The organism is Kribbella sp. NPDC050820 (genome assembly GCF_040653975.1).
In the GTDB taxonomy this organism is placed as follows: Bacteria; Actinomycetota; Actinomycetes; order Propionibacteriales; family Kribbellaceae; genus Kribbella.
This window is the reverse complement of record NZ_JBFAHB010000052.1, coordinates 53348-71009: the sequence shown is the minus strand read 5'-3', so window position 1 is coordinate 71009 and position 17662 is coordinate 53348. Positions and strand designations below refer to the sequence as shown.

The 17662-nt window shown below is 69.3% G+C and carries 17 protein-coding genes; 5 read left to right on the top strand and 12 right to left on the bottom strand.

Annotation, left to right across the window (positions count from 1 at the left end; all coding sequences use genetic code 11):
- Positions 1–173 precede the first annotated feature (173 nt).
- The gene (locus tag AB0H36_RS33530; protein ID WP_360532908.1) at positions 174–1094 is read left to right on the top strand and encodes a type IV toxin-antitoxin system AbiEi family antitoxin domain-containing protein; all 921 of its coding nucleotides are present in this window, start codon (positions 174–176) and stop codon (positions 1092–1094) included.
- 72 nt (positions 1095–1166) lie between these two features.
- Here the strand turns inward: AB0H36_RS33530 and AB0H36_RS33525 are convergent, their stop codons facing one another.
- Both AB0H36_RS33525 and AB0H36_RS33520 read right to left on the bottom strand, forming a co-directional pair.
- Positions 1167–3029, bottom strand: coding sequence for an alpha/beta hydrolase (locus AB0H36_RS33525; protein ID WP_360532905.1), 1863 nt, complete (start codon positions 3027–3029; stop codon positions 1167–1169).
- 98 nt (positions 3030–3127) lie between these two features.
- Positions 3128–3811 carry an NBR1-Ig-like domain-containing protein gene (locus tag AB0H36_RS33520; protein WP_360532902.1) on the bottom strand — a complete coding sequence of 228 codons (684 nt, stop codon included), beginning with the start codon at positions 3809–3811 and terminating at the stop codon, positions 3128–3130.
- 107 nt (positions 3812–3918) lie between these two features.
- Between AB0H36_RS33520 and AB0H36_RS33515 the strand changes: the two genes are divergently transcribed.
- The gene (locus tag AB0H36_RS33515) at positions 3919–4614 is read left to right on the top strand and encodes a CHAP domain-containing protein (RefSeq protein WP_360532899.1); all 696 of its coding nucleotides are present in this window, start codon (positions 3919–3921) and stop codon (positions 4612–4614) included.
- A 39-nt stretch (positions 4615–4653) separates the two neighbouring features.
- On the opposite strand, the gene AB0H36_RS33510 is transcribed toward AB0H36_RS33515, so the two are convergent.
- On the bottom strand, positions 4654–5376 hold the full coding sequence (locus AB0H36_RS33510; RefSeq protein ID WP_360532896.1) for an alpha/beta hydrolase: 723 nt from the start codon (positions 5374–5376) through the stop codon (positions 4654–4656).
- Positions 5377–5404: 28 nt separating this feature from the next.
- Positions 5405–6454 (bottom strand): LacI family DNA-binding transcriptional regulator, encoded by a 1050-nt coding sequence (locus tag AB0H36_RS33505; RefSeq protein ID WP_360532893.1) that lies wholly within the window; start codon positions 6452–6454, stop codon positions 5405–5407.
- A gap of 165 nt (positions 6455–6619) precedes the next feature.
- Here AB0H36_RS33505 and AB0H36_RS33500 point away from each other — a divergent pair, with 165 nt between their 5' ends.
- The 3 genes from AB0H36_RS33500 to AB0H36_RS33490 are packed head-to-tail and all read left to right on the top strand — an operon-like array spanning position 6620 to position 9739.
- Entirely contained in the window at positions 6620–7522 is a 903-nt protein-coding gene (locus AB0H36_RS33500; RefSeq protein WP_360532890.1) for a sugar ABC transporter permease, read from the top strand.
- Positions 7503–8423, top strand: coding sequence for a carbohydrate ABC transporter permease (locus AB0H36_RS33495; protein ID WP_360532887.1), 921 nt, complete (start codon positions 7503–7505; stop codon positions 8421–8423). Before AB0H36_RS33500 ends, AB0H36_RS33495 begins: the two co-directional genes overlap by 20 nt.
- A gap of 47 nt (positions 8424–8470) precedes the next feature.
- Positions 8471–9739 (top strand): sugar ABC transporter substrate-binding protein, encoded by a 1269-nt coding sequence (locus AB0H36_RS33490; protein ID WP_360532884.1) that lies wholly within the window; start codon positions 8471–8473, stop codon positions 9737–9739.
- A 15-nt stretch (positions 9740–9754) separates the two neighbouring features.
- Here AB0H36_RS33490 and egtD read toward each other — a convergent pair whose 3' ends face one another.
- The 8 genes from egtD to AB0H36_RS33450 all read right to left on the bottom strand — a co-directional run bounded on the left by egtD (position 9755) and on the right by AB0H36_RS33450 (position 17645).
- The gene (egtD, locus tag AB0H36_RS33485; RefSeq protein ID WP_360532881.1) at positions 9755–10720 is read right to left on the bottom strand and encodes an L-histidine N(alpha)-methyltransferase; all 966 of its coding nucleotides are present in this window, start codon (positions 10718–10720) and stop codon (positions 9755–9757) included.
- On the bottom strand, positions 10717–11460 hold the full coding sequence (gene egtC, locus AB0H36_RS33480; protein WP_360532878.1) for an ergothioneine biosynthesis protein EgtC: 744 nt from the start codon (positions 11458–11460) through the stop codon (positions 10717–10719). Before egtC ends, egtD begins: the two co-directional genes overlap by 4 nt.
- Positions 11460–12794 (bottom strand): ergothioneine biosynthesis protein EgtB, encoded by a 1335-nt coding sequence (egtB, locus tag AB0H36_RS33475; protein WP_360532875.1) that lies wholly within the window; start codon positions 12792–12794, stop codon positions 11460–11462. Before egtB ends, egtC begins: the two co-directional genes overlap by 1 nt.
- A complete protein-coding gene (locus AB0H36_RS33470; RefSeq protein ID WP_360532872.1) occupies positions 12791–14017 on the bottom strand; it encodes a glutamate-cysteine ligase family protein in 1227 nt (408 codons plus the stop codon). The genes egtB and AB0H36_RS33470 overlap by 4 nt, the downstream gene beginning before the upstream one ends.
- 160 nt (positions 14018–14177) lie before the next feature.
- Complete coding sequence (locus tag AB0H36_RS33465; RefSeq protein WP_360532870.1) at positions 14178–14837, bottom strand: (2Fe-2S)-binding protein; 660 nt, start codon at positions 14835–14837, stop codon at positions 14178–14180.
- Positions 14834–15607, bottom strand: coding sequence for an ABC transporter ATP-binding protein (locus AB0H36_RS33460; protein WP_360532867.1), 774 nt, complete (start codon positions 15605–15607; stop codon positions 14834–14836). Before AB0H36_RS33460 ends, AB0H36_RS33465 begins: the two co-directional genes overlap by 4 nt.
- Positions 15607–16635 (bottom strand): iron ABC transporter permease, encoded by a 1029-nt coding sequence (locus AB0H36_RS33455; RefSeq protein WP_360532864.1) that lies wholly within the window; start codon positions 16633–16635, stop codon positions 15607–15609. The genes AB0H36_RS33460 and AB0H36_RS33455 overlap by 1 nt, the downstream gene beginning before the upstream one ends.
- Entirely contained in the window at positions 16632–17645 is a 1014-nt protein-coding gene (locus tag AB0H36_RS33450) for an iron ABC transporter permease (RefSeq protein WP_360532861.1), read from the bottom strand. Before AB0H36_RS33450 ends, AB0H36_RS33455 begins: the two co-directional genes overlap by 4 nt.
- Between the last annotated feature and the right edge of the window lie 17 nt (positions 17646–17662).

The window sequence follows — 17662 nt, the reverse complement described above, 5'->3', positions numbered from 1 at the left end:
TTGTAGGGCGCCTTGCCTTCGCTTCACGCCTTACGTGGCACCCCCCGTGGGGACCTCGGCCTGTTGTTCTGATGTCCGAGGTCCCCGTTTCGTGTCCGAGCTACCTCGCGACGTTGTCCACAGGTGACGGATGCGCGGCGGAGGGGTGGGGAGAACGCGGCATGTTGTCGGGTGTGAATCCGAAATTGAAGGTGATGGCCGAGCAGCGGCGGGGGTGGTTCAAGCGGAGCGACGTACTGGCGGCGGGGTACAGCGACGCGGAGCTGCGGAGGCGGCTGCGTCGGGGGCAGTGGGCGAGACTCAGTCGTGATGCCTTCGTCGAGCGGAGTGAGTGGCCGGTGGACGAGCCGCCGTGGGAGCGGGCGAGGAGGCTGCACCTGCTGGCTGTCCGGGCCGTGACGGATCGGCTCGAGAACGTCGTCGTCAGCCATCAATCGGCGGCTGTTGTGCATGGCCTGCCGACCTGGGGTCTTGACCTCCGTCGGGTCCACGTGACCCGATCGACAGGGCGCATTCGGTCCAGCGAAACGCTGTCGGTGCATCGGTCCCCGCTGGAGGCAGACGAGATCACAGAGGTCGGCGGTGTGCGCGTGACGACCGTCGACCGAGCGATCACGGAGGCGGCGTGCACCGCGTCGTACGAGGTCGGCGTTGTCCTCGCTGACGCAGCGCTCCGGGACGGGCTGACCTGCTCCGAGCGGCTCGTCCGGACCGCGGATCGCCATCAGCATTGGGCCGGGTCACCCGCAGCGCGTGCCGCGGCGCGATTCGCCGACGGGCTGAGCGAATCGGTCGGCGAGTCCCGGCTGCGCGTCCTGATGGACAACTGCCAACTGCCGGAGCCACGCCTCCAGGTGGAGATCCTCGCGGATGACCGCCAACTGATCGGCCGGGTGGATTTCCTCCTGCCCGGCGAGCTGGTCGTCGAGTTCGACGGCGCCCTGAAGTACGGCGAGACCGCCGAAGCCGTCATCGCCGAGAAGTGGCGGGAGGACCGCCTCCGCGAGCACGGGTACCAGGTCGCCCGCGTGATCTGGCCGGACCTGGATCGCCCCCGCGCCACCGCCGCGCGGCTGCTGCGCCGGCTGGCCTGACCCGTGGACAGCATGCCGGGACCTCGGACATCTGGTCAGATGTCCGAGGTCCCCATGCGGTGGACCAACCGGCTAGCGGAGGGTGCCGTTGGCAACTATGTCGAGGTTTCGTTGGAGGAGGGGGTTGATGCGGTCGCCTCGGGGTTTGGAGTTGGGGAGGTGAACGGCGTTGCCGTCTACGGGGCCGTTGACGGGGTAGACGGACAGCTCGGCGGGGAGGGGGGAGGTGCCGCAGAGCTGGTTCTTGCCGGGGAGTTCGCCGGTGAAGACGAAGGTGTCGCCGATGGCTTCGGCACAGGCGGAGGCGGACCCGACGTACTGGCCGTGCTGGCCCTCGTCGTCGATGGCGACGAAGCGGGTGGCCTTGGCGGTGTCCTTGTGGGTGCGCAGTGCGCCCTCGTACGCCGTCGCCGGGTCGAGCTCACCCTGGATCATCAGCATCCGCGGCGAGCCCTTCAGGTCGAGCTTGCGGTCCTGCGGCTCGTACGGCCAGAAGGCGCAGAACGGCACGCCGTTCATGTAGCCGAAGAAGTCGTACCTGGCGGCCATCCGGTCCGCCTCGCGCAGGTAGAACCGCGGGTCGGAGTTCCACCTGGTGTCGTTGCAGCGGACCGTCGTACCGACGGCGCCGAGGTTGACCACGGCGTCCCCGGACGACTTCGCCGCGGCCTCGCGGGCGTCGGCGAGGATCGAGTGCGTCGAGTCCACCTTCACGGCGGCCGCGGTCGCGGCGGGCGCCGGCGTCACGCCGTACCGGGCGCGCATCGCGGCGAGGGTCTCGAACGCCTGCAGCTCCGGTGAGATCCGGGCCCAGGCGCGATCGACGTGCCGGAGCTCGATGTCACCCGAGGCCGACGGGTCCTTCAGGTACTCGTCGTGGACCAGGATGTCGAGCGTCGCCCGGATGAACCGGACGTTGCCGTACTGGGTGCTGTAGATCGTGCCGTCCAGGTCGTCACCGCGCACCGTCGAGGTGCCGGCCTTGACCAGCTTGACCAGCCCGGCGCGGATCGCGTTGTAGTTGCCGCGAACCTGCTTGAAGGTGCTGCCCAGGCCGTCGATCTGGTCGGCGTGCCGGGCGATCCACGGGAACAGCTGGGTGTCGCGCCGGCGCTGGCCGGAGAACGGGTCGAAGTTGACGTTGTCCCACTGGGTGTGGGTCCAGTCCATGTTCGAGTCGATCACGAACCGGCCGACCTTCGACGGGTAGGTGTCGGCGTACCAGCCGCCGAGCCAGGTGCCGTAGCTGTAGCCGATCAGGTTCAGCTGCCGGGCCTTGAACAGCGCCCGCAGGAACTCCATGTCGTAGACCGTCTGCTGGCTGCTGACGAACTGGCCGAACTCGGTGGCCGAGCACGCCTCGGCGAACAGCTTCGCCTCGGCCACCTCGACCTGGTGGGTCTGCCGGGTGCGTTCCTTGAAGTCCGGCGTGGTCGGCAGCGCGTTCAGCTTCTCGGTCGTGGTCAGGCACTGCAGCGGGGTGCTCTGGCCGAACCCGCGCGGGTCGAAGCCGAGCAGGTCGAAGTCGCTGAACAGCCGGGTCTTCTCGATCGCCAGCGACGCCGACAGCGTCAGCCCGGCGCCACCCGGTCCGCCCGGGTTGGTGGTCATCAGGCCCTTCGACGTCCCGGTGGCCTTGCTGTAGGCGATCGCGACCTCGACGTCGGGGTGCGCGTCCGGGTTCGCCCAGTCCATCGGGACCTTGACCTTCGCGCAGTTCGTGGTCGGCGCCTGCGGGTACAGCTGCTTGACCTGGGCGTCGAACGCGCAGACCTGCCAGTTGACCGGCTGGTCGAGGTACCGCTGCGGGATGGACGGGACCGGCGGGTCCACCGGGCCTCTGGCCGCGGGCGCCGCCGCTGCCGAACTGATGGCCACCTGCGGTACGACGAGTGCCGCAGCCAGGGCCAGTGCGATCTTGGGAAGTCTGATCACGCTGCCAACTCCTGTGGGTCCGGGCGGGTTCAGGAACAGCAACGTAAGCCGGATCGGGCCGTCAGCAACACCCGTCGACCGAAGGTCAAGGGCAATCCCTAAAGTTCGTAGACAGTGAAGATCGTGCAGTACATCGGTGGTGACTCCAGTCCGGGGTAGTACAGCCGGCCGGCGTCGTCGGTGATCTTGAAGTACGCCGTCGACGCGCCGACCTGCGACGGCGCCTGCATCGTCATCGACACCGTCACGATCTCCCCCGGTACGGCGTCCGGCAGCCGAGCGCGATGTGGTGATCGCAGCCAGCCCGGCGTCCCGGCCGCGCCCTGCCGGGTCAGCCAGCGGTCGCGCCACGGCCGTTCACCGCTGTTCCGGACCTCCCACGTCTTCTCGAACTCCTCGTCCCGGCACACCCGCGTCCCGTCCGGCACCGTCTCCCCCACCAGCTCGGCCCGGTCGTCGGGGTGGTGGTCGATCGGAACGGATCCGCCGAGCAGCACCGGCTGCACGTGCCGGCGCATGTCCCGCAGCGACACGTCGCGACTGGCCCGTACGGCGGCGTCCAGCTCCATCAACTGGTTGACGAGCGCCTGGCCGGCGCCGAACGAGGCGTCGTACCACTCGATCAGCTCGCGGCTGGGCTTGGTGTGGCCGCGCTCGACCCGGGACAGGTGGCCCTTGTCCCAGCCGGACAGGGCGGCGGCGCGCGACAGCGGTACGCCGGCCGCTTCCCGGAGCTCACGCATCCGGCAGCCGATCACAACACGAGCCTGTGCTGGCCTCACGGCGCACTCCCGAATCGATCGTTGCCCACTGCGACAACACCGTAACCCTCTGATTCTCTGAAAGTCAGTGCCAGTTCGCCACCCACTGAGCGAAAAGGACAAACATCATGCGTACCGCCCTCTTGCGCAGCACCGCCCGCCTCACCGCCATCACCCTGCTCGGCGCCGGCGCCCTGGTCGGCGCGGGCACCCTGCCCGCACACGCCGCCACCGGCACCGTGGTCACCGATAGCGGGGTCGGCGTGACCATCCGATCCGGTAACGCCACCAGCTTCAGCGCGGTCGGGACCCAGCCGAACGGCCCGGTCGAGATCGACTGCCAGCTCTACGGCGAGCCGGTCACCGGCAAGTTCGGCCGCAGCCTGATCTGGGACCACGTCCCCGGCAAGGGCTTCATCTCGGACGCGTACGTCGACACCGGAAGCTCCGGCCTGGTCGCCCCGCTGTGCGCGAGCAACCCGCGGGCCGACAAGTCCATCGCGTGGTACGCGGCCCGCAACGGCTCGACGGCGTACCAGGGGTACTGCGAAATGGCAGCCGAGAACTCCTACGGCAAGACCGGGATCTACGCCTCCGCCAAGGCCAACTGGAACGACGCCGTCGCCCGCGGCGCCGCCCACCGCGGTGACCTGAACCCGCCGAAGGGCGCCCTGGTGTTCTGGGACCTCGCCGCACCGTACGGCCACGTCGGAGTGGCCCGCGGTGACGGCTACTTCTGGGCCACCAGCGTCGGCGGCAAGATCGGGCTGGCCAAGCTCCCGTACTTCAGCAACTACCTCGGCTGGGCCTGGCCGAACTTCTGAGCCACCCGATCTCGAGCACCTGGACGCGCGTTCCGCCCCTCACGCGTCCAGGTGCTCGATTCTGTCCAGCCAGTCCGCCACCAGCGCGTGGTAGACGGCCTTGCTCTGCACAGGCAGCCCATGGCCTTCCTGGTCGAGCACGACATAGGTGGCACGGGGGTAGTCGTCGAGGATCGACCAGGCGTCGGCGTAGCCGGTCATGGTGTCCTGGCGACCGGTCACGATCAGCGTCGGCCCGTCGAAGCGCGTGGCCGGGTCCTCGCTGAGCGCGTAGGTGCGGATGTCGGACTGGATGCGGTCCAGGAAGTCGAAATCCGCGGCCGCGTCGGCGACGTCGTAGTACTTGCGCTCCTTGTCGAGCACGGCGGGCGTCCTGGCAACGTCCTCGGCCGGCAGCGTCCGTTGCGTGCGGTCGGCGATGATGCCGGGCACGCGGAGGAGCAGGCCGAGGACGCGGGACGGGTCGCGCTTGACGATTGCGCGGGACTGCAGGCCGCCGGCCGACGTACCGGCGAGGGCGAAACGCGCGCCGCCGGCGAGCTCGTCGATCAGGCCGAGCATCGCCCCGACCATGCCGTCCTGGTCCGTGATCGACGGATCGGCCGGAGACTTGCCGGTCCCCGGTGGATCGACGTAGATCCGCCGCCACCCCTCCCGGCCGGCGAACACCGGCTCATGGAAGTCGCGACCCTCACCGGCGTCGCCGCCCCAGCCGGGCAGGAAGAAGATCGGCCGGCCGTCACCGAAGCTCTCGTAGTGCACCCGGCGACTATAACCACGGCGGTTCGCTTCAACGAGCCCTTCTCTTCCGGGCAGAATCCACCGGGCGCTCGCCCGAACCGCGTGGGATCAGCGCGCACGGCAGCACGATCCGCTGCGGCGGCCGGTTGTCGGAACCGGAAGCCCGGTCCAGCAGCAGTTGAGCCGCGTTCCGCCCGAGCTCGTGGATGTCGGAGGCAACGACCGTCACCGGGGTCGGCAGCATGTCGGCGAGCCGGAAGTCGTCGAACCCGACCACGGCCGGCTCCTGGCCGACCTCCTGCAGCGCCCGCAGCACACCCTCGGTGAGGAAGTTGGTCGAGGCGAACAACGCGGTCGGCGGATCCGGCCGCAGCATCAGCTCGAGGGTCGCCTTCTCGGCGGCCGCGGCGTTGCCCTCCGGCAACTGGACGACAAGCGACTCGTCGACCTCGATCCCCGCGGACCGATGCGCCCGCCGGTACCCGCGCAGCCGCCGCCCGGTCGTGTAGTACGACGGGGCCAGCAGCATCGCGATCCGTTCATGCCCCTGCTCCAGCAGGTGCTCGGTCGCGAGCCGGCCACCACCCTCGTTGTCGACCATCACGATGTCTGCCTCGATCCCGTGCGCCGGCCGGTCGACGAACACCACCGGTACGCCGGCGCCGGCCAGGAACGAGTGGTCACCCTGGTCCGGCACGATCATCAACCCGGCGACCTGGCGGCTGACCAACTCCTGGATCGCCCGCTTCTCGCCCTCCGGGTCCTCGTCCACACTGCCCAGTACGACGGCGAACCCGGACTGCCCGGCGACCTCGAGGGACGCCTTCGCGATGGTCGCGTAGAACGGGTTGGTCAGGTCGCCGAGCACCAGCGCCAGACTCGACGACTTCTTGCCCGGCCGCAGCGCGCGGGCCACCTCGTTGCGCTGGAAGCCGAGCTCGGCGATCGCGGCCCGGACCCGCTGCGCGGTCTCCTCCCGGACACCGTGGCCGCCGTTCACCACCCGCGACACGGTGCCCAGCCCGACCCCGGCCCGGCGGGCCACGTCGATCATCGTCGGGCGGCTCGCCTCAGGTTGCGTTGGAAACGTTTCGGACACGGGGTTGACTTCCTTTTCACGACACGGCATCGTCACCCCACAGTAAAACCTTGGAAACGTTACCGTCCAGGAGGCCGGGTGAGTCTTTCGTCTCGCGGCGGATCGAGCCGGGTACGCCGTGCCCGTGGCGGACCGCAGCCGACGCGCCGGGCCCGTGCCGGCGGCATGAGTCGCAACGCTGGCTCCGACACGAAGGCGGCGTACCTGTTCATCGCCCCGGCGATCATCGGGTTCACCGTGTTCGTGGTGTATCCGCTGATCCGCTCCTTCTACCTCTCGCTGACCCGGTACAACGGCCTGAGCGATCCGGTCTTCGTTGGCCTGGGCAACTTTCGCCGGCTGTTCACGGTGGACCCGGCGTTCTGGCCGTCGTTGCGTGCGACGGCGTACCTGGTGGTGCTCTACGTGCCGTTGTCGCTGATCATCGGGCTGGCGCTGGCGATGTTCTGCAACCAGCGGTTCGCCGGGGTGCGGATCGTCCGCACGCTCGCCTACCTGCCCGTCGTCCTCCCGGTGGTCGCGACCATCACGCTGTGGAAGTTCATCCTCAACCCGCAGGTCGGCCTGCTGAACACGGTGCTGGACCGGCTCGGCCTGCCGACCAGCCAGTGGCTGCAGAGCTCGACGATGGCGATGCCGTCGATCGTGCTGGTGATGCTGTGGGGTGTCGGCGGGACGATGATCATCTTCCTCGCCGCGCTGCAGGCGGTGCCGACCGAGCTCTACGAGGCGGCCCGGGTGGACGGCGCCGGCTCGTGGCCGGTGTTCTTCCGCATCACGCTGCCGATGATCAGCCCGATCATGCTGCTCCAGGTGATCCTGCAGACCACGGCCGCCCTGCAGACGTTCAACCAGCCGAAGATCCTCACCGGCGGCGGACCCGGCTTCAGCACCAACGTGCTGATGCTGGCGATCTACAACAACGGCTTCTCCAACCTCGGCCGGGTCCCGCAACTCGGGTACGCGTCGGCGCAGGTGTGGGTGCTGTTCGTGCTGATCATCGCCGTCATCGCCCTGACCGCGAAGTTCTCCTCGCTCTGGACCTACAGTGACAACACTCCCGACTGACGTCGCCGCCCCGGTCGCCCCGACGACGGAGCAGCCCTCGTCGCCGCGACCGAAGAAGAAGCCCCGTGTGGCCGGTACGACGGCCTGGTACGTGACCGCGTTGTTCATCTGCTCGGTGATGGTCGTCCCGCTGCTGTGGATGATCACCATCGGCCTGAAGAGCAAGACGGCGGTGTTCGACGTGCCGCCGAAGCTGCTGCCGACCGAATGGAACTGGAGCAACTTCGTCAACGGCCCGGAGGCGATCCACTTCCCGCGGCTGCTGCTGAACTCCACGATCATCACCGCGCTCAGCGTGCTCGGCGGGGTGCTGACCTCGATGATGGCCGGGTACGCGCTGGCCCGGTTGCGGTTCCCGGGCCGGAAGGTGTGGTTCTACCTGTTCGTCGGCAGCATGCTGCTACCCGGCGTGGTCGGCCTGATCCCGTTGTTCCAGCTCTACAAGAGCATCGGGTGGTACGACACCTGGCTGCCGCTGATCGTGCCGGCCTTCTTCGGCGGCAACCCGCTGTTCATCTTCCTGGCCCGGCAGTACTTCCTGGCCATCCCGTACTCCATCGACGAGGCCGCCAAGATCGACGGCGCCGGGCACTTCCGGATCTTCACCAGCGTGATGCTGCCGTTGACCAGGCCGGCCTGGATCACGATGGCGATCCTGGCGTTCCAGGCGTCCTGGAACGACTTCCTCAACCCGCTGGTTTACCTGTACTCCGCCGAGAAGTGGCCGCTGTCGGTCGGGATGGCGTCGTTCATCTCGTCCTTCGCCGGGCAGACCCCGGACTGGAGCTACTACATGGCCACCAACCTGCTGTACATGCTGCCGCCGCTGATCATCTTCTTCGCCGCGCAGCGCTACTTCATCCAGGGTCTCGGCGCTCTCGGCAGCACGAACCAGAAATAGAGGGGAACATCGGCGTGAAACGCATCCACCTTGGTACAACGTTGGCATTGGCCGGGTTGCTGACGGCAACGGCGTGCAGCGGCGGCTCGGACTCCGGCGGTACGGCGGACGGCCCGGTCACCGTGACCGTGATGACGTGGGAGTCCGTCCAGACCAACGCCGCGATCAAGAAGGCGCTGGCGGAGTTCAAGGACGACAACATCAAGGTCGAGCTGCTCGAGACCCCGAGCGGCAACTACGGCGACAAGCTGGCTTCGCTGACCCAGGCCAAGAAGCTGCCGGACCTGTTCTGGTGCGGCAACGACACCGAGCAGCAGTACACGACGCAGGGCCTGCTGGTCGACTGGACCGAGAAGATCGAGAACGGCGACGGGGACTTCAAGGCGGACAAGTTCGTCCCGTCCGCGATGGAGAACTGGAAGACCGCCGACGGCCAGATGGGCGGCCTGCCGTCGCTGATGAACGTGTCGGGCATCTGGTACAACGCGGACGCGTTCAAGGCCGCGGGCCTGGCGGAGCCGAAGGCCGGCTGGACCTGGGACGAGATGTACGCCGCCGCCGCGAAGCTGACCGGCAAGAACGGCGCGAAGTACGGTCTGGTGGCGGACCCGCTGACCGCGCTGGACGGGCCGTTCACGATGAGCACGTACTCCGTCTCGGCCGGCGGCGCGCCGTTCACCGACAACGTGAACCACCCGACAAAGGCCGAGGCGGACGCCAAGTACAGCGAGGGCGTGCAGAAGCTGGTCGACGCGATCAAGGCCGGCACCGTCGCGCCGCCCGGGTACGACGTCTCCAACGTGCAGGGACTGTTCGCGGCCGGGAAGGTGCCGATGATGTTCGGCGGGCAGTGGCTGGCCGCCGGGTTCCAGACCGACAAGCCGAAGGTGAAGTACGGGTTCGCGCCGCTGCCGCAGGTCGACACCCCGGCGACCGTGTACGACGCGGTCGGTGTCTGCACGCCGTCGTACACGAAGAACCAGGACGCGACGTTCAAGGTGCTGCAGTACATCAACACCGATGTGTGGAACGCCGTACTGCCCGCCTCGCCGGTGGCGCCGCCGGCGTACACCCCGGCACAGACGAGCTACTTCGACGCGCTGACCAAGGCCCAGCAGCCGACCGTCGTCGAGACCGTGAAGGCCGGGCTGGGTGCGGAGAAGACGGTCGGCGTCCGCTACACCACCCAGTGGGCACAGCAGGTAGCCGACCTCACCACGGCCAACTACCTGCCGATCCTCAACGGCAAGAAGCCCGTCTCCGACCTCCAGGGCTACGTGGAAAAGATCAACGACCTGATCAAACAAGGCGGCTGACGTCGGGCGGCTGAGTCACACGGCTTGCCAGAGGGAGAGGGCGAAGCGGGCTTCGGAGTCGGTCCACCAGGCCGCCTCGGTGAAGCCCGCTTTGTCCAGCTCGGCGTGGACGGTGTGCGGGTGGAACTTGGCGGAGATCTCGGTGCTGAGCTCCTCGCCCGCGGCGAAGTCGACCTCGAGGTGGATCTCCGGGATCAGCACCTGCATCGCCCGCTCGGCGCGCAGGTGCATCTCGATCCACTCGTTCTCGGCGTCCCAGAGCGCGACGTGGCTGAAGGCGTCCACGTCGAAGTCCGCGCCGAGCTGGCGGTTGATCACCCGCAGCACGTTCTTGTTGAACTCCGCGGTGACGCCGGCGCTGTCGTCGTACGCGGCGACCAAGGTCTTCGGATCCTTGACCAGATCGGTGCCGAGCAGCAGCCACTCCCCTGGCTCGAGGACGTCGCGGACCGAGGCGTAGAAGATCTCGCGCTCGGCCGGTAGCAGGTTGCCGATGGTGCCGCCGAGGAACGCGACCACCCGCGGCGCGTCACCGGGCAGCTTGTCGAGGTGCGCGGTGAAGTCGCCGACCACCCCGTGGACGTCGAGGGTCGGGTAGTCGACGTTGATCGCGTCGGCGGCGTCGCGCAGCGCCGACTCCGACACGTCCAGCGGCACGAACGTCGTCAGCGTGCCGTGGTCGCGCAGTCCGTCGAGCAGCAGCCGCGTCTTCTCCGACGACCCCGAGCCGAGCTCGACCAGGGTGTGCGCCTTGGTGATCGCGGCGATCTCCCCCGCGCGGGCCTGCAGGATCTCGCGCTCGGCCCGGGTCGGGTAGTACTCCGGCAGGCGGGTGATCTGCTCGAACAGCTCGCTGCCGCGGGCGTCGTAGAACCACTTCGGCGGCAACCACTTCGGTTCTGCGGTCAGCCCGGCCCGGACGTCCTCGCGGAGGGAGCGGGCGGCGTAGTCCGGGGTCAGGTGTACGTCGATCTGGGTCACAACTGTCCTTCCATCGGCGTGATGCGCAGCGTGGTGGCGGTGGCCGCGAGCAGTGAGTGGTCGGGTACTTCGGTCCAGCCGTCGGCGCCGAACGGCTCCGAGCTGACGGTGATCGAGTCGGAGGTCTGCCGCACCCACAACGAGTGCGTCCAAGTGGTCGCGATCAGTTGTTCGCCATCGGTGGCCAGCACATTCAGCCGCGACCCCGGCGCGAGCGAGTCGACCTCCTCCACGACCTCGGCAACCACGTCCGCGGGCTGCCGGCCCTCGTTCAACTGATGTCTGATCAGAGCCCACAGGAACGCCGAGTCCACGGGTGCTTCGAGCTGGAGGAGGTCGGCGACCGGGAGTCGTTCCGCGAGCTTCAGCGTGGAGTCCGGCCAGCCCGGGATCCGGCCGTTGTGGCTGAACAGCCAGTTGCCCGCTTTGAACGGTGCGACCGCCGCCTCGCCGTACGGCATGCCGACGGTGCCGTTGCGCACCGCGGCGAGCACGGCGCCCGACCGGATGGACCCGGCCAGCTCGACCAGGTTCTGGTCGGTCCAGATCGGCGCGTTCCGCCGATATCTGATCGGGGTGTCGTCGGTGTACCAGCCCAGGCCGAAGCCGTCGGCGTTGACTGTTCCGCCGCCTCGCATGTCGTCGGGGGCCCAGCTCTGTTCGTAGAGGGAGTGCGTGGGCTCAAGGACGAGGGACGCGAGAGTGACCGGTGGGCCTAAGTAGGCCAGGTGGCGGCACACTAGGCGAGCTCCTCGGGGCGCGGGTCGCGGGCGCAGCGGAAGCCGGCGAAGATCTGCCGGCGGATCGGGTAGTCCCAGTTCCGGAAGGTCCCGCGCGCCACCACCTCGTCGGTCCCGAAGCTGCCGCCGCGCAGCACCTTGTAGTCGGTCCCGAAGAACACCAGCGAGTACTCGTCGTACGGGAACGCCCGGAAGCCGGGGTACGGCCGGAAGTCGCTCGAGGTCCACTCCCAGACGTCGCCGATCAACTGCTCGACGCCCAGCGGTGAAGCGCCCGCCGGATACGCCCCGACCGGAGCCGGACCGAGGTGCCGCTGGCCGAGGTTCGCGTGCTGCGGCCCCGGGTTCTCGTCGCCCCACGGGAACCGCCGCGTCCGCCCGGTGGCCGGATCGAACCGCGCTGCGAACTCCCACTCCTCCTCGGTGGGCAGCCGCTTCCCGGCCCACTTCGCGTACGCCTCGGCCTCGTAGAAGCAGACGTGCATCACCGGCTCGTCCAGCGGCAACCGCTCCCGGTGCCCGAACCGCACCCGCCACCACTCGCCGTCCGCGAGCTCCCAGAACCGCGGCCCGACCAGCGACGCCTTCTGCACGTGCGCCCACCCGTCCGCGGACCACCACTGCGGATCGTCGTACCCGCCGCCGAGCACGAAGCGCAGGTAGTCGCCGTTCGTCACCGGCGCGGTGTCGATCACGTACGGCGCGACGTGTACGGCGTGCGCGGGTCGCTCGTTGTCCAGCGCCCACGGCTCGACCGACGTACCCATCTCGAAGACACCGCCCGGCACGAGCACCTCGGGCGCGGTTAGTCGGCGTCCGGCCGGAGACGGCGGCGCGTCGAGCACCGGCACGCCGGCGCGCAGCTGGTGCGTCGCCAGCATGGTCTCGTCGTGCTGCTGCTCGTGCTGCGCGATCATGCCGAACGCGAAGGCGTTGTCCACCAGCTCGCGGCCGCCGTCGAACTTCACGTGGTCGAGGACGTCGAGCACCTTGTCCCGCACCTCGCCGACGTACGAACGAGTCTCGGCCGGGCCGAGCAGCGGCAGCGTGGGCCGGTCGGCGCGGGCATGCATGAACGCGTCGTACAGCTCGTCGATGTCCTGCCGGAGCGGTTCACGGCCGCCGACGTCGCGGACCAGCCAGAGCTCCTCCTGGTTGCCGACGTGGGCGTAGTCCCAGATCAACGGAGACATCAGCTTCGAGTGCTGCTTGACCAGGTCGTCGGTGTCGACCGCGTCGGCCAGCTGGACGGTCCGCGCCCGCGACCGCTCGAGCTGCTCGGCGACATACGCCCGTAGCCCCTCGGCAGAGAGTTCAGAGAGTTGGTGGGTCATGAGGCTCGCCTTCCGTGGGTGTCGTCGACGATGCGATGGAGTCGGGTCGCGACCTGATCGCTGAGTTCGGGGGTGACGCCGGTCTGGTCCAGCACGCTTGTGCCCAGCTCGACCACTGCGCGGGCGGCGTCGAGGACGGCCTTGTCCTCGAGCCCTTCGCGCGCGGCCGGGAACCAGCGCCCGGCCGCCGGCTCGGCGGCGGCGAGCACCTGGTCGATGGGCACCGCGCCGGACATCAGAGCGGTGAGCAGGACGGTCGGGGCGATCCACCCGTCGCCGGTCTGCGCGTCGAGGTAGCGCACCTCGAGATACCCGCGCGGCCGCACCGGCGGGAACAGGGTGGACAGGTGGTACTCGAGGTCGTCGTACGTCGGTCTGTCGCCGGGCAGCTCGCCGTCCGCCCAGGCGCCGAACGTCAGCCCGGTCGGTGCGTCCCAGGAGTCGCCACGGCGGAAGCACAGCACCGGCGCCTCCATCGCCGTCCGCGCCCAGGCGGCAGCGGGGTCGCTGTCGAGCGGCGGCGGCTCGGTGAACGGCGCGCAGGTCCCGAAGGTCGCCTCGGTGCGGGCGGACGCCCAGCCGGTGTCGGCGCCGGCCCGGCGCGGCGAGTTGGCGAACAGCGCGACCAGGGCGGGGCCGAGGTCGTGCAGGGCTCGCCAGCGCAGAGCGGTCTGATCCGGTTCGCCGGCGTCGAGGCAGATCTGCAGGCCGGCCGTGCTGCACATCATCCGTGGACCGTGCGGGCCGAGCCGCTGGAAAGCGGCCTCCATCGCGGCGTACCGCGGGACGGTCAGGATGCGGCGGGGGGCGCGGAAGGCGTCCAGGCCGTGATCGCCCGGGACGAGCCCCGCGTCGAGAAGGAGGGAGGTCAGTTCGGCCGTGTCGGCGGCGGTGTCGTCGATCAACCGGGGGATCGACTCCACGGCGGGACCGGAGAGCTCCACCTGGCCACCCGGTTCCACCGTGACCAGAGCACCCCGGCCGAGAGGCAGCTGCGGGCTGCCGCGGACCAGGGTGGCGGGCGCATGATCGCCCAGGGCCTTGCTGAGTCGATCGGCGTCGAGGGGCCGCCGCGGATCCTCCGCGTGATGCACGGTCCACTCCAGCTCGACACCGTGCAGCAGCGGAGGACCATGCTTGAAACAGACCATCGCGACGAACCCCTCCGCATCGGCCCGAGAGCCGATCGGAGTCGTCGCCGGGGCACCACCGGGCGAGGCCACGTCGTCGAACCTAGCCCCGGACCACCGGCCGGACAACCGACGGCAGGTTACCCGTCAGTGACGCCGGACACGCTGAAAAAGTCATGCCGGCCATCGTGCCCGGCCCCACCGACATTTTCCTTCCCCACCACCCCACCGCCCCGGTCAGGCAGTTTTGAAGTCACCGAAAACGAGGGCAGGTCGTGCAGGCTTTGATGTTGGGCAGCGCGTAGTAGTAGCAACACGAGATGCGCAGTTTATCCTCGAGCGACACGTCGAAAGCCGCGGCCGCCCGATCCGCGTACGGCGCCTCCTCCGGCATCCGGATCGCCTGCCGGAGCTCGTCCTTCACCGCCCCGAACCGCTGCAGCGAGCCGAGCTTCACCTCGGGCCGGTAGGACTCCAGGAACGCAGTCGTGTGCTTGCTGAGCTGTGCGGCCGCCTCGTCGACGGTGACGACCTGATCCGTGAGCAGCGCGACCTCGAACGGGTAGTGCGCCGTCGGATGCCGCCGGAAGGCCAGCGACCCCGGCGATACGTCCGGTGACATGCCGGTCACCGCGGTAGCGACTCCGGCGATGATCGACGGCACCTGGACGTACCACATCAGCGTGATCATGGCCGCGATCCGCACCGGCGGCTCGATGGCGTACTCGCGGGCGTAGTCCTCCCGCACCGTCTTCCGCCACCCGTATGTCGGGTCGCCACCGGCCTGCTGCTCCGCGACCACGTCCGCGCACGACACCCACTCCGGCCCCGGCACGGCGTCCGCGACGCGCACAGAGACCCACGCCACCGCGTCGTCCACGATGGCGGCCAGGCGATCGACGGAGTACGTCACCCGGCCAGCCTACGGTCGGGTACGACGACCGGCGCGCCCCCGACCTCCACCACGGTGGCCTGCAGCCCGAACACATCGTCCAGCAGTTCCTCGGTCAGTACGTCGACCGGCCGCCCCTCAGCCGCGATCCGGCCGTCCCCCATCACCACCAGGTGGTCGGCGTACTGGGCCGCCAGAGTCAGGTCATGCAGTACGGCGACCACAGTCCGTCCGGACGCAGCAGCCGCGTGCACGACGTTCATGACGTCGACAGCGTGGGCCAAGTCCAGGTACGTCGTGGGCTCGTCGAGCAGGAGGTGTTGCGTGCCCTGCGCCAGCACCATCGCGATCCACACCCGCTGCCGCTGCCCACCGGACAGCTGGTCCACCGACCGCTCGCGCAGCTCGGTCAGCTCGACCGCTGCCAGCGCCTCGTCGATCGCTGCGTCGTCCTCGGCGGTCAGCCGGCCGAACAGCCCCCGGTGTGGATGTCGACCACGCGACACCAGCTCCGCTGCGGTGATCCCTTCCGGCGTGACCGGCCCCTGCGGCAGCACACCGAGCTGCCGAGCCAAGTCGCGAGCAGGCAGCTTGTGGATGTCCCTCCCGTCCAGCAGCACCTGACCGCTCTGCGGAGTCAGCAGCCGGCTCATCCCACGCAGCAGTGTCGACTTGCCGGATCCGTTAGGCCCGACGACAGCAGTCAGCCGCCCAGCCGGCACCTCCAGCGTCAACCCGGTCACCACCGGCGCATCAGCGCCGTACGCGAGGGTGATGTTCTCTACGTGCATTAGCGTCCCCTCTGCTGGCGACCGATGAGATGTAGCAAGTACGGCGCGCCCGCCGCGGCCGTGACCACGCCGACAGGCAGCTCGTACGGCCCGACCTGCAGCCACTGCAACCCGTTCCGGGCCAGCAGATCCGCCAGTACGACGAACAGCGCGCCGAGCATCGCAGTCGTCAGCAACGGCGGCCGCTCCATCAGGGTCAGCCGCTGCGCGATCTGCGGCGCGACCAGCGCGACGAACGCGATCGGCCCAGCACCTGCGGTCGCCATAGCGGCCAGCACGGTCGCGATGACCAGCAACGCGAGCCGGATGCGGGCCACGCGCACGCCTAGCGACGACGCGACATCGTCACCGAGCACCAGCGCGGACAGGTCCCGGTTGAACATCATTGCTACTGGCAAGAGCAGCAACACGGCCAGCCCGACCGGTACGGCGTCGCTCCACGCGCGGGCGTTGAGCGAACCGGCCAGCCACGCCGCAGCGCGACCCGCGTCGTTGACGTCACCGATCACCAGCAACCACGCGACCAGCGAGTTGGCCGCGGCTGCGACCCCGACGCCAATCAGCACCACCCGTCCCGCGTCGACCACGCCACGCTGGACCGACAACGCACCGACGATCAGCGTAGCGAGCAGTCCGCCCAGTACGGCGGCCAACGGGATGCCGACCTTTGCTGCGACGCCGGAGATGTTCCCGCCACCGGTGCCGGCGAGGACGATCACGGCGACCGCGCCGGCGGACGCACCTGAGTTGACGCCGACGATGTCCGGGCTGGCGAGTGCGTTGCGCGACAGGGTCTGCAGCAGCGCACCTGACACGGCGAACGCGATGCCGACGAGCAGACCAGTCGCTACCCGAGGCAGGCGGAGTTCCAGGACGACCAGTCTGGTACCGCGGCGGCCGCCGCCCAGCAGCACCTCGACCACATCCGCGACCGGGAGCTTCGTCGTACCGACACTCAAGGACACCAAGGCCACCACGACGGCCAGGGCCGCGAAGAGAACGCTCAGGAAGACAGTCCGCGACTTCACAAGGCCACCGCACGACGTCTGACGACAAGGACGAACAAGGGCGCTCCGACGATGCCTAGCACCACACCGGCCTGCACCTCACCGGCACCACCGACCAAGCGACCGACCATGTCCGCCATGACCAGCGACATTGCACCGATCAGGCCCGCTGCCGGGATCAGCCAACTGTTGCGGGCGCCGAACATCCGCCGCGCGACGTGCCCCGCCAGCAGTCCGAGAAATCCGATCGGACCGCACGCTGCGACTCCCGCCGCGGTCAGCAAGCCGATCGCCGCGAGCCCGACCAGCCGGGCGCGACGGATCGACAACCCGAGCCCCGCGGCCACGTCGTCACCGAGCGCCAGCAGGTCCAGGTCGCGGGCGTTGACTGCGGCAAGGAGTAGACCGACCACAGCGAACGGCAGCACCTGACCAGCGACGTCCAGCCCGCGACCGGCCACCGAACCGACCGCCCAGAAGCGATAGCTGTCCAGCGTGTTCGCGTCGAGCAGCACGATCGCGGACGTCGCCGCACCGAGCATCGCGGCCACCGCGGCGCCTGTCAGCGCCAGCCCGACCGGCGACGCACCACTCCCCCGCGATGCGAGCCGCTGCACCCCGAAGGTCGCGAGCAGCGCACCCGCGAGCGCGACCCAGACCGTCGACGCCACCGACTCGACCAGACCGAGCTGCAGCCCGAGTACGACGGCGAATGCAGCGCCCGAGCTCACTCCGAAGATCCCCGGCTCGGCCAGCGCGTTCCGCGTGTGGCCCTGCATCAACGCACCGGCGATGCCGAGGCAGGCCCCGATCAGCACGGCGACCACAGTGCGTGGGAAGCGCAGGTTGCGGACGATCACGTCGGCGTCGGTGCCGGTGTTCGAGATCAGCGCGTGCCAGAGCGCGCCCGGACCCAGCCAGCGGGAGCCGAACGCAAGGCTGGCCGCGAACGCCAGCACCAGGATCGCGACCAGGAGCAGCAGCGCGCCGGTACGCCGTACCGGAAGTGCGACAGGGACAGCGGAGCGCATATGGTTAGGGTTGCCTT

What these genes read in the sequence shown, in the direction of transcription:
- AB0H36_RS33515 (WP_360532899.1), top strand. Translation starts at nt 3,919, where the DNA reads ATGCGTACCGCCCTCTTGCGCAGCACCGCCCGCCTCACCGCCATCACC.
- AB0H36_RS33500 (WP_360532890.1), top strand. Translation starts at nt 6,620, where the DNA reads ATGAGTCGCAACGCTGGCTCCGACACGAAGGCGGCGTACCTGTTCATC.
- egtB (WP_360532875.1), bottom strand. Translation starts at nt 12,794, where the DNA reads ATGACCCACCAACTCTCTGAACTCTCTGCCGAGGGGCTACGGGCGTAT.
- AB0H36_RS33460 (WP_360532867.1), bottom strand. Translation starts at nt 15,607, where the DNA reads ATGCACGTAGAGAACATCACCCTCGCGTACGGCGCTGATGCGCCGGTG.
- AB0H36_RS33450 (WP_360532861.1), bottom strand. Translation starts at nt 17,645, where the DNA reads ATGCGCTCCGCTGTCCCTGTCGCACTTCCGGTACGGCGTACCGGCGCG.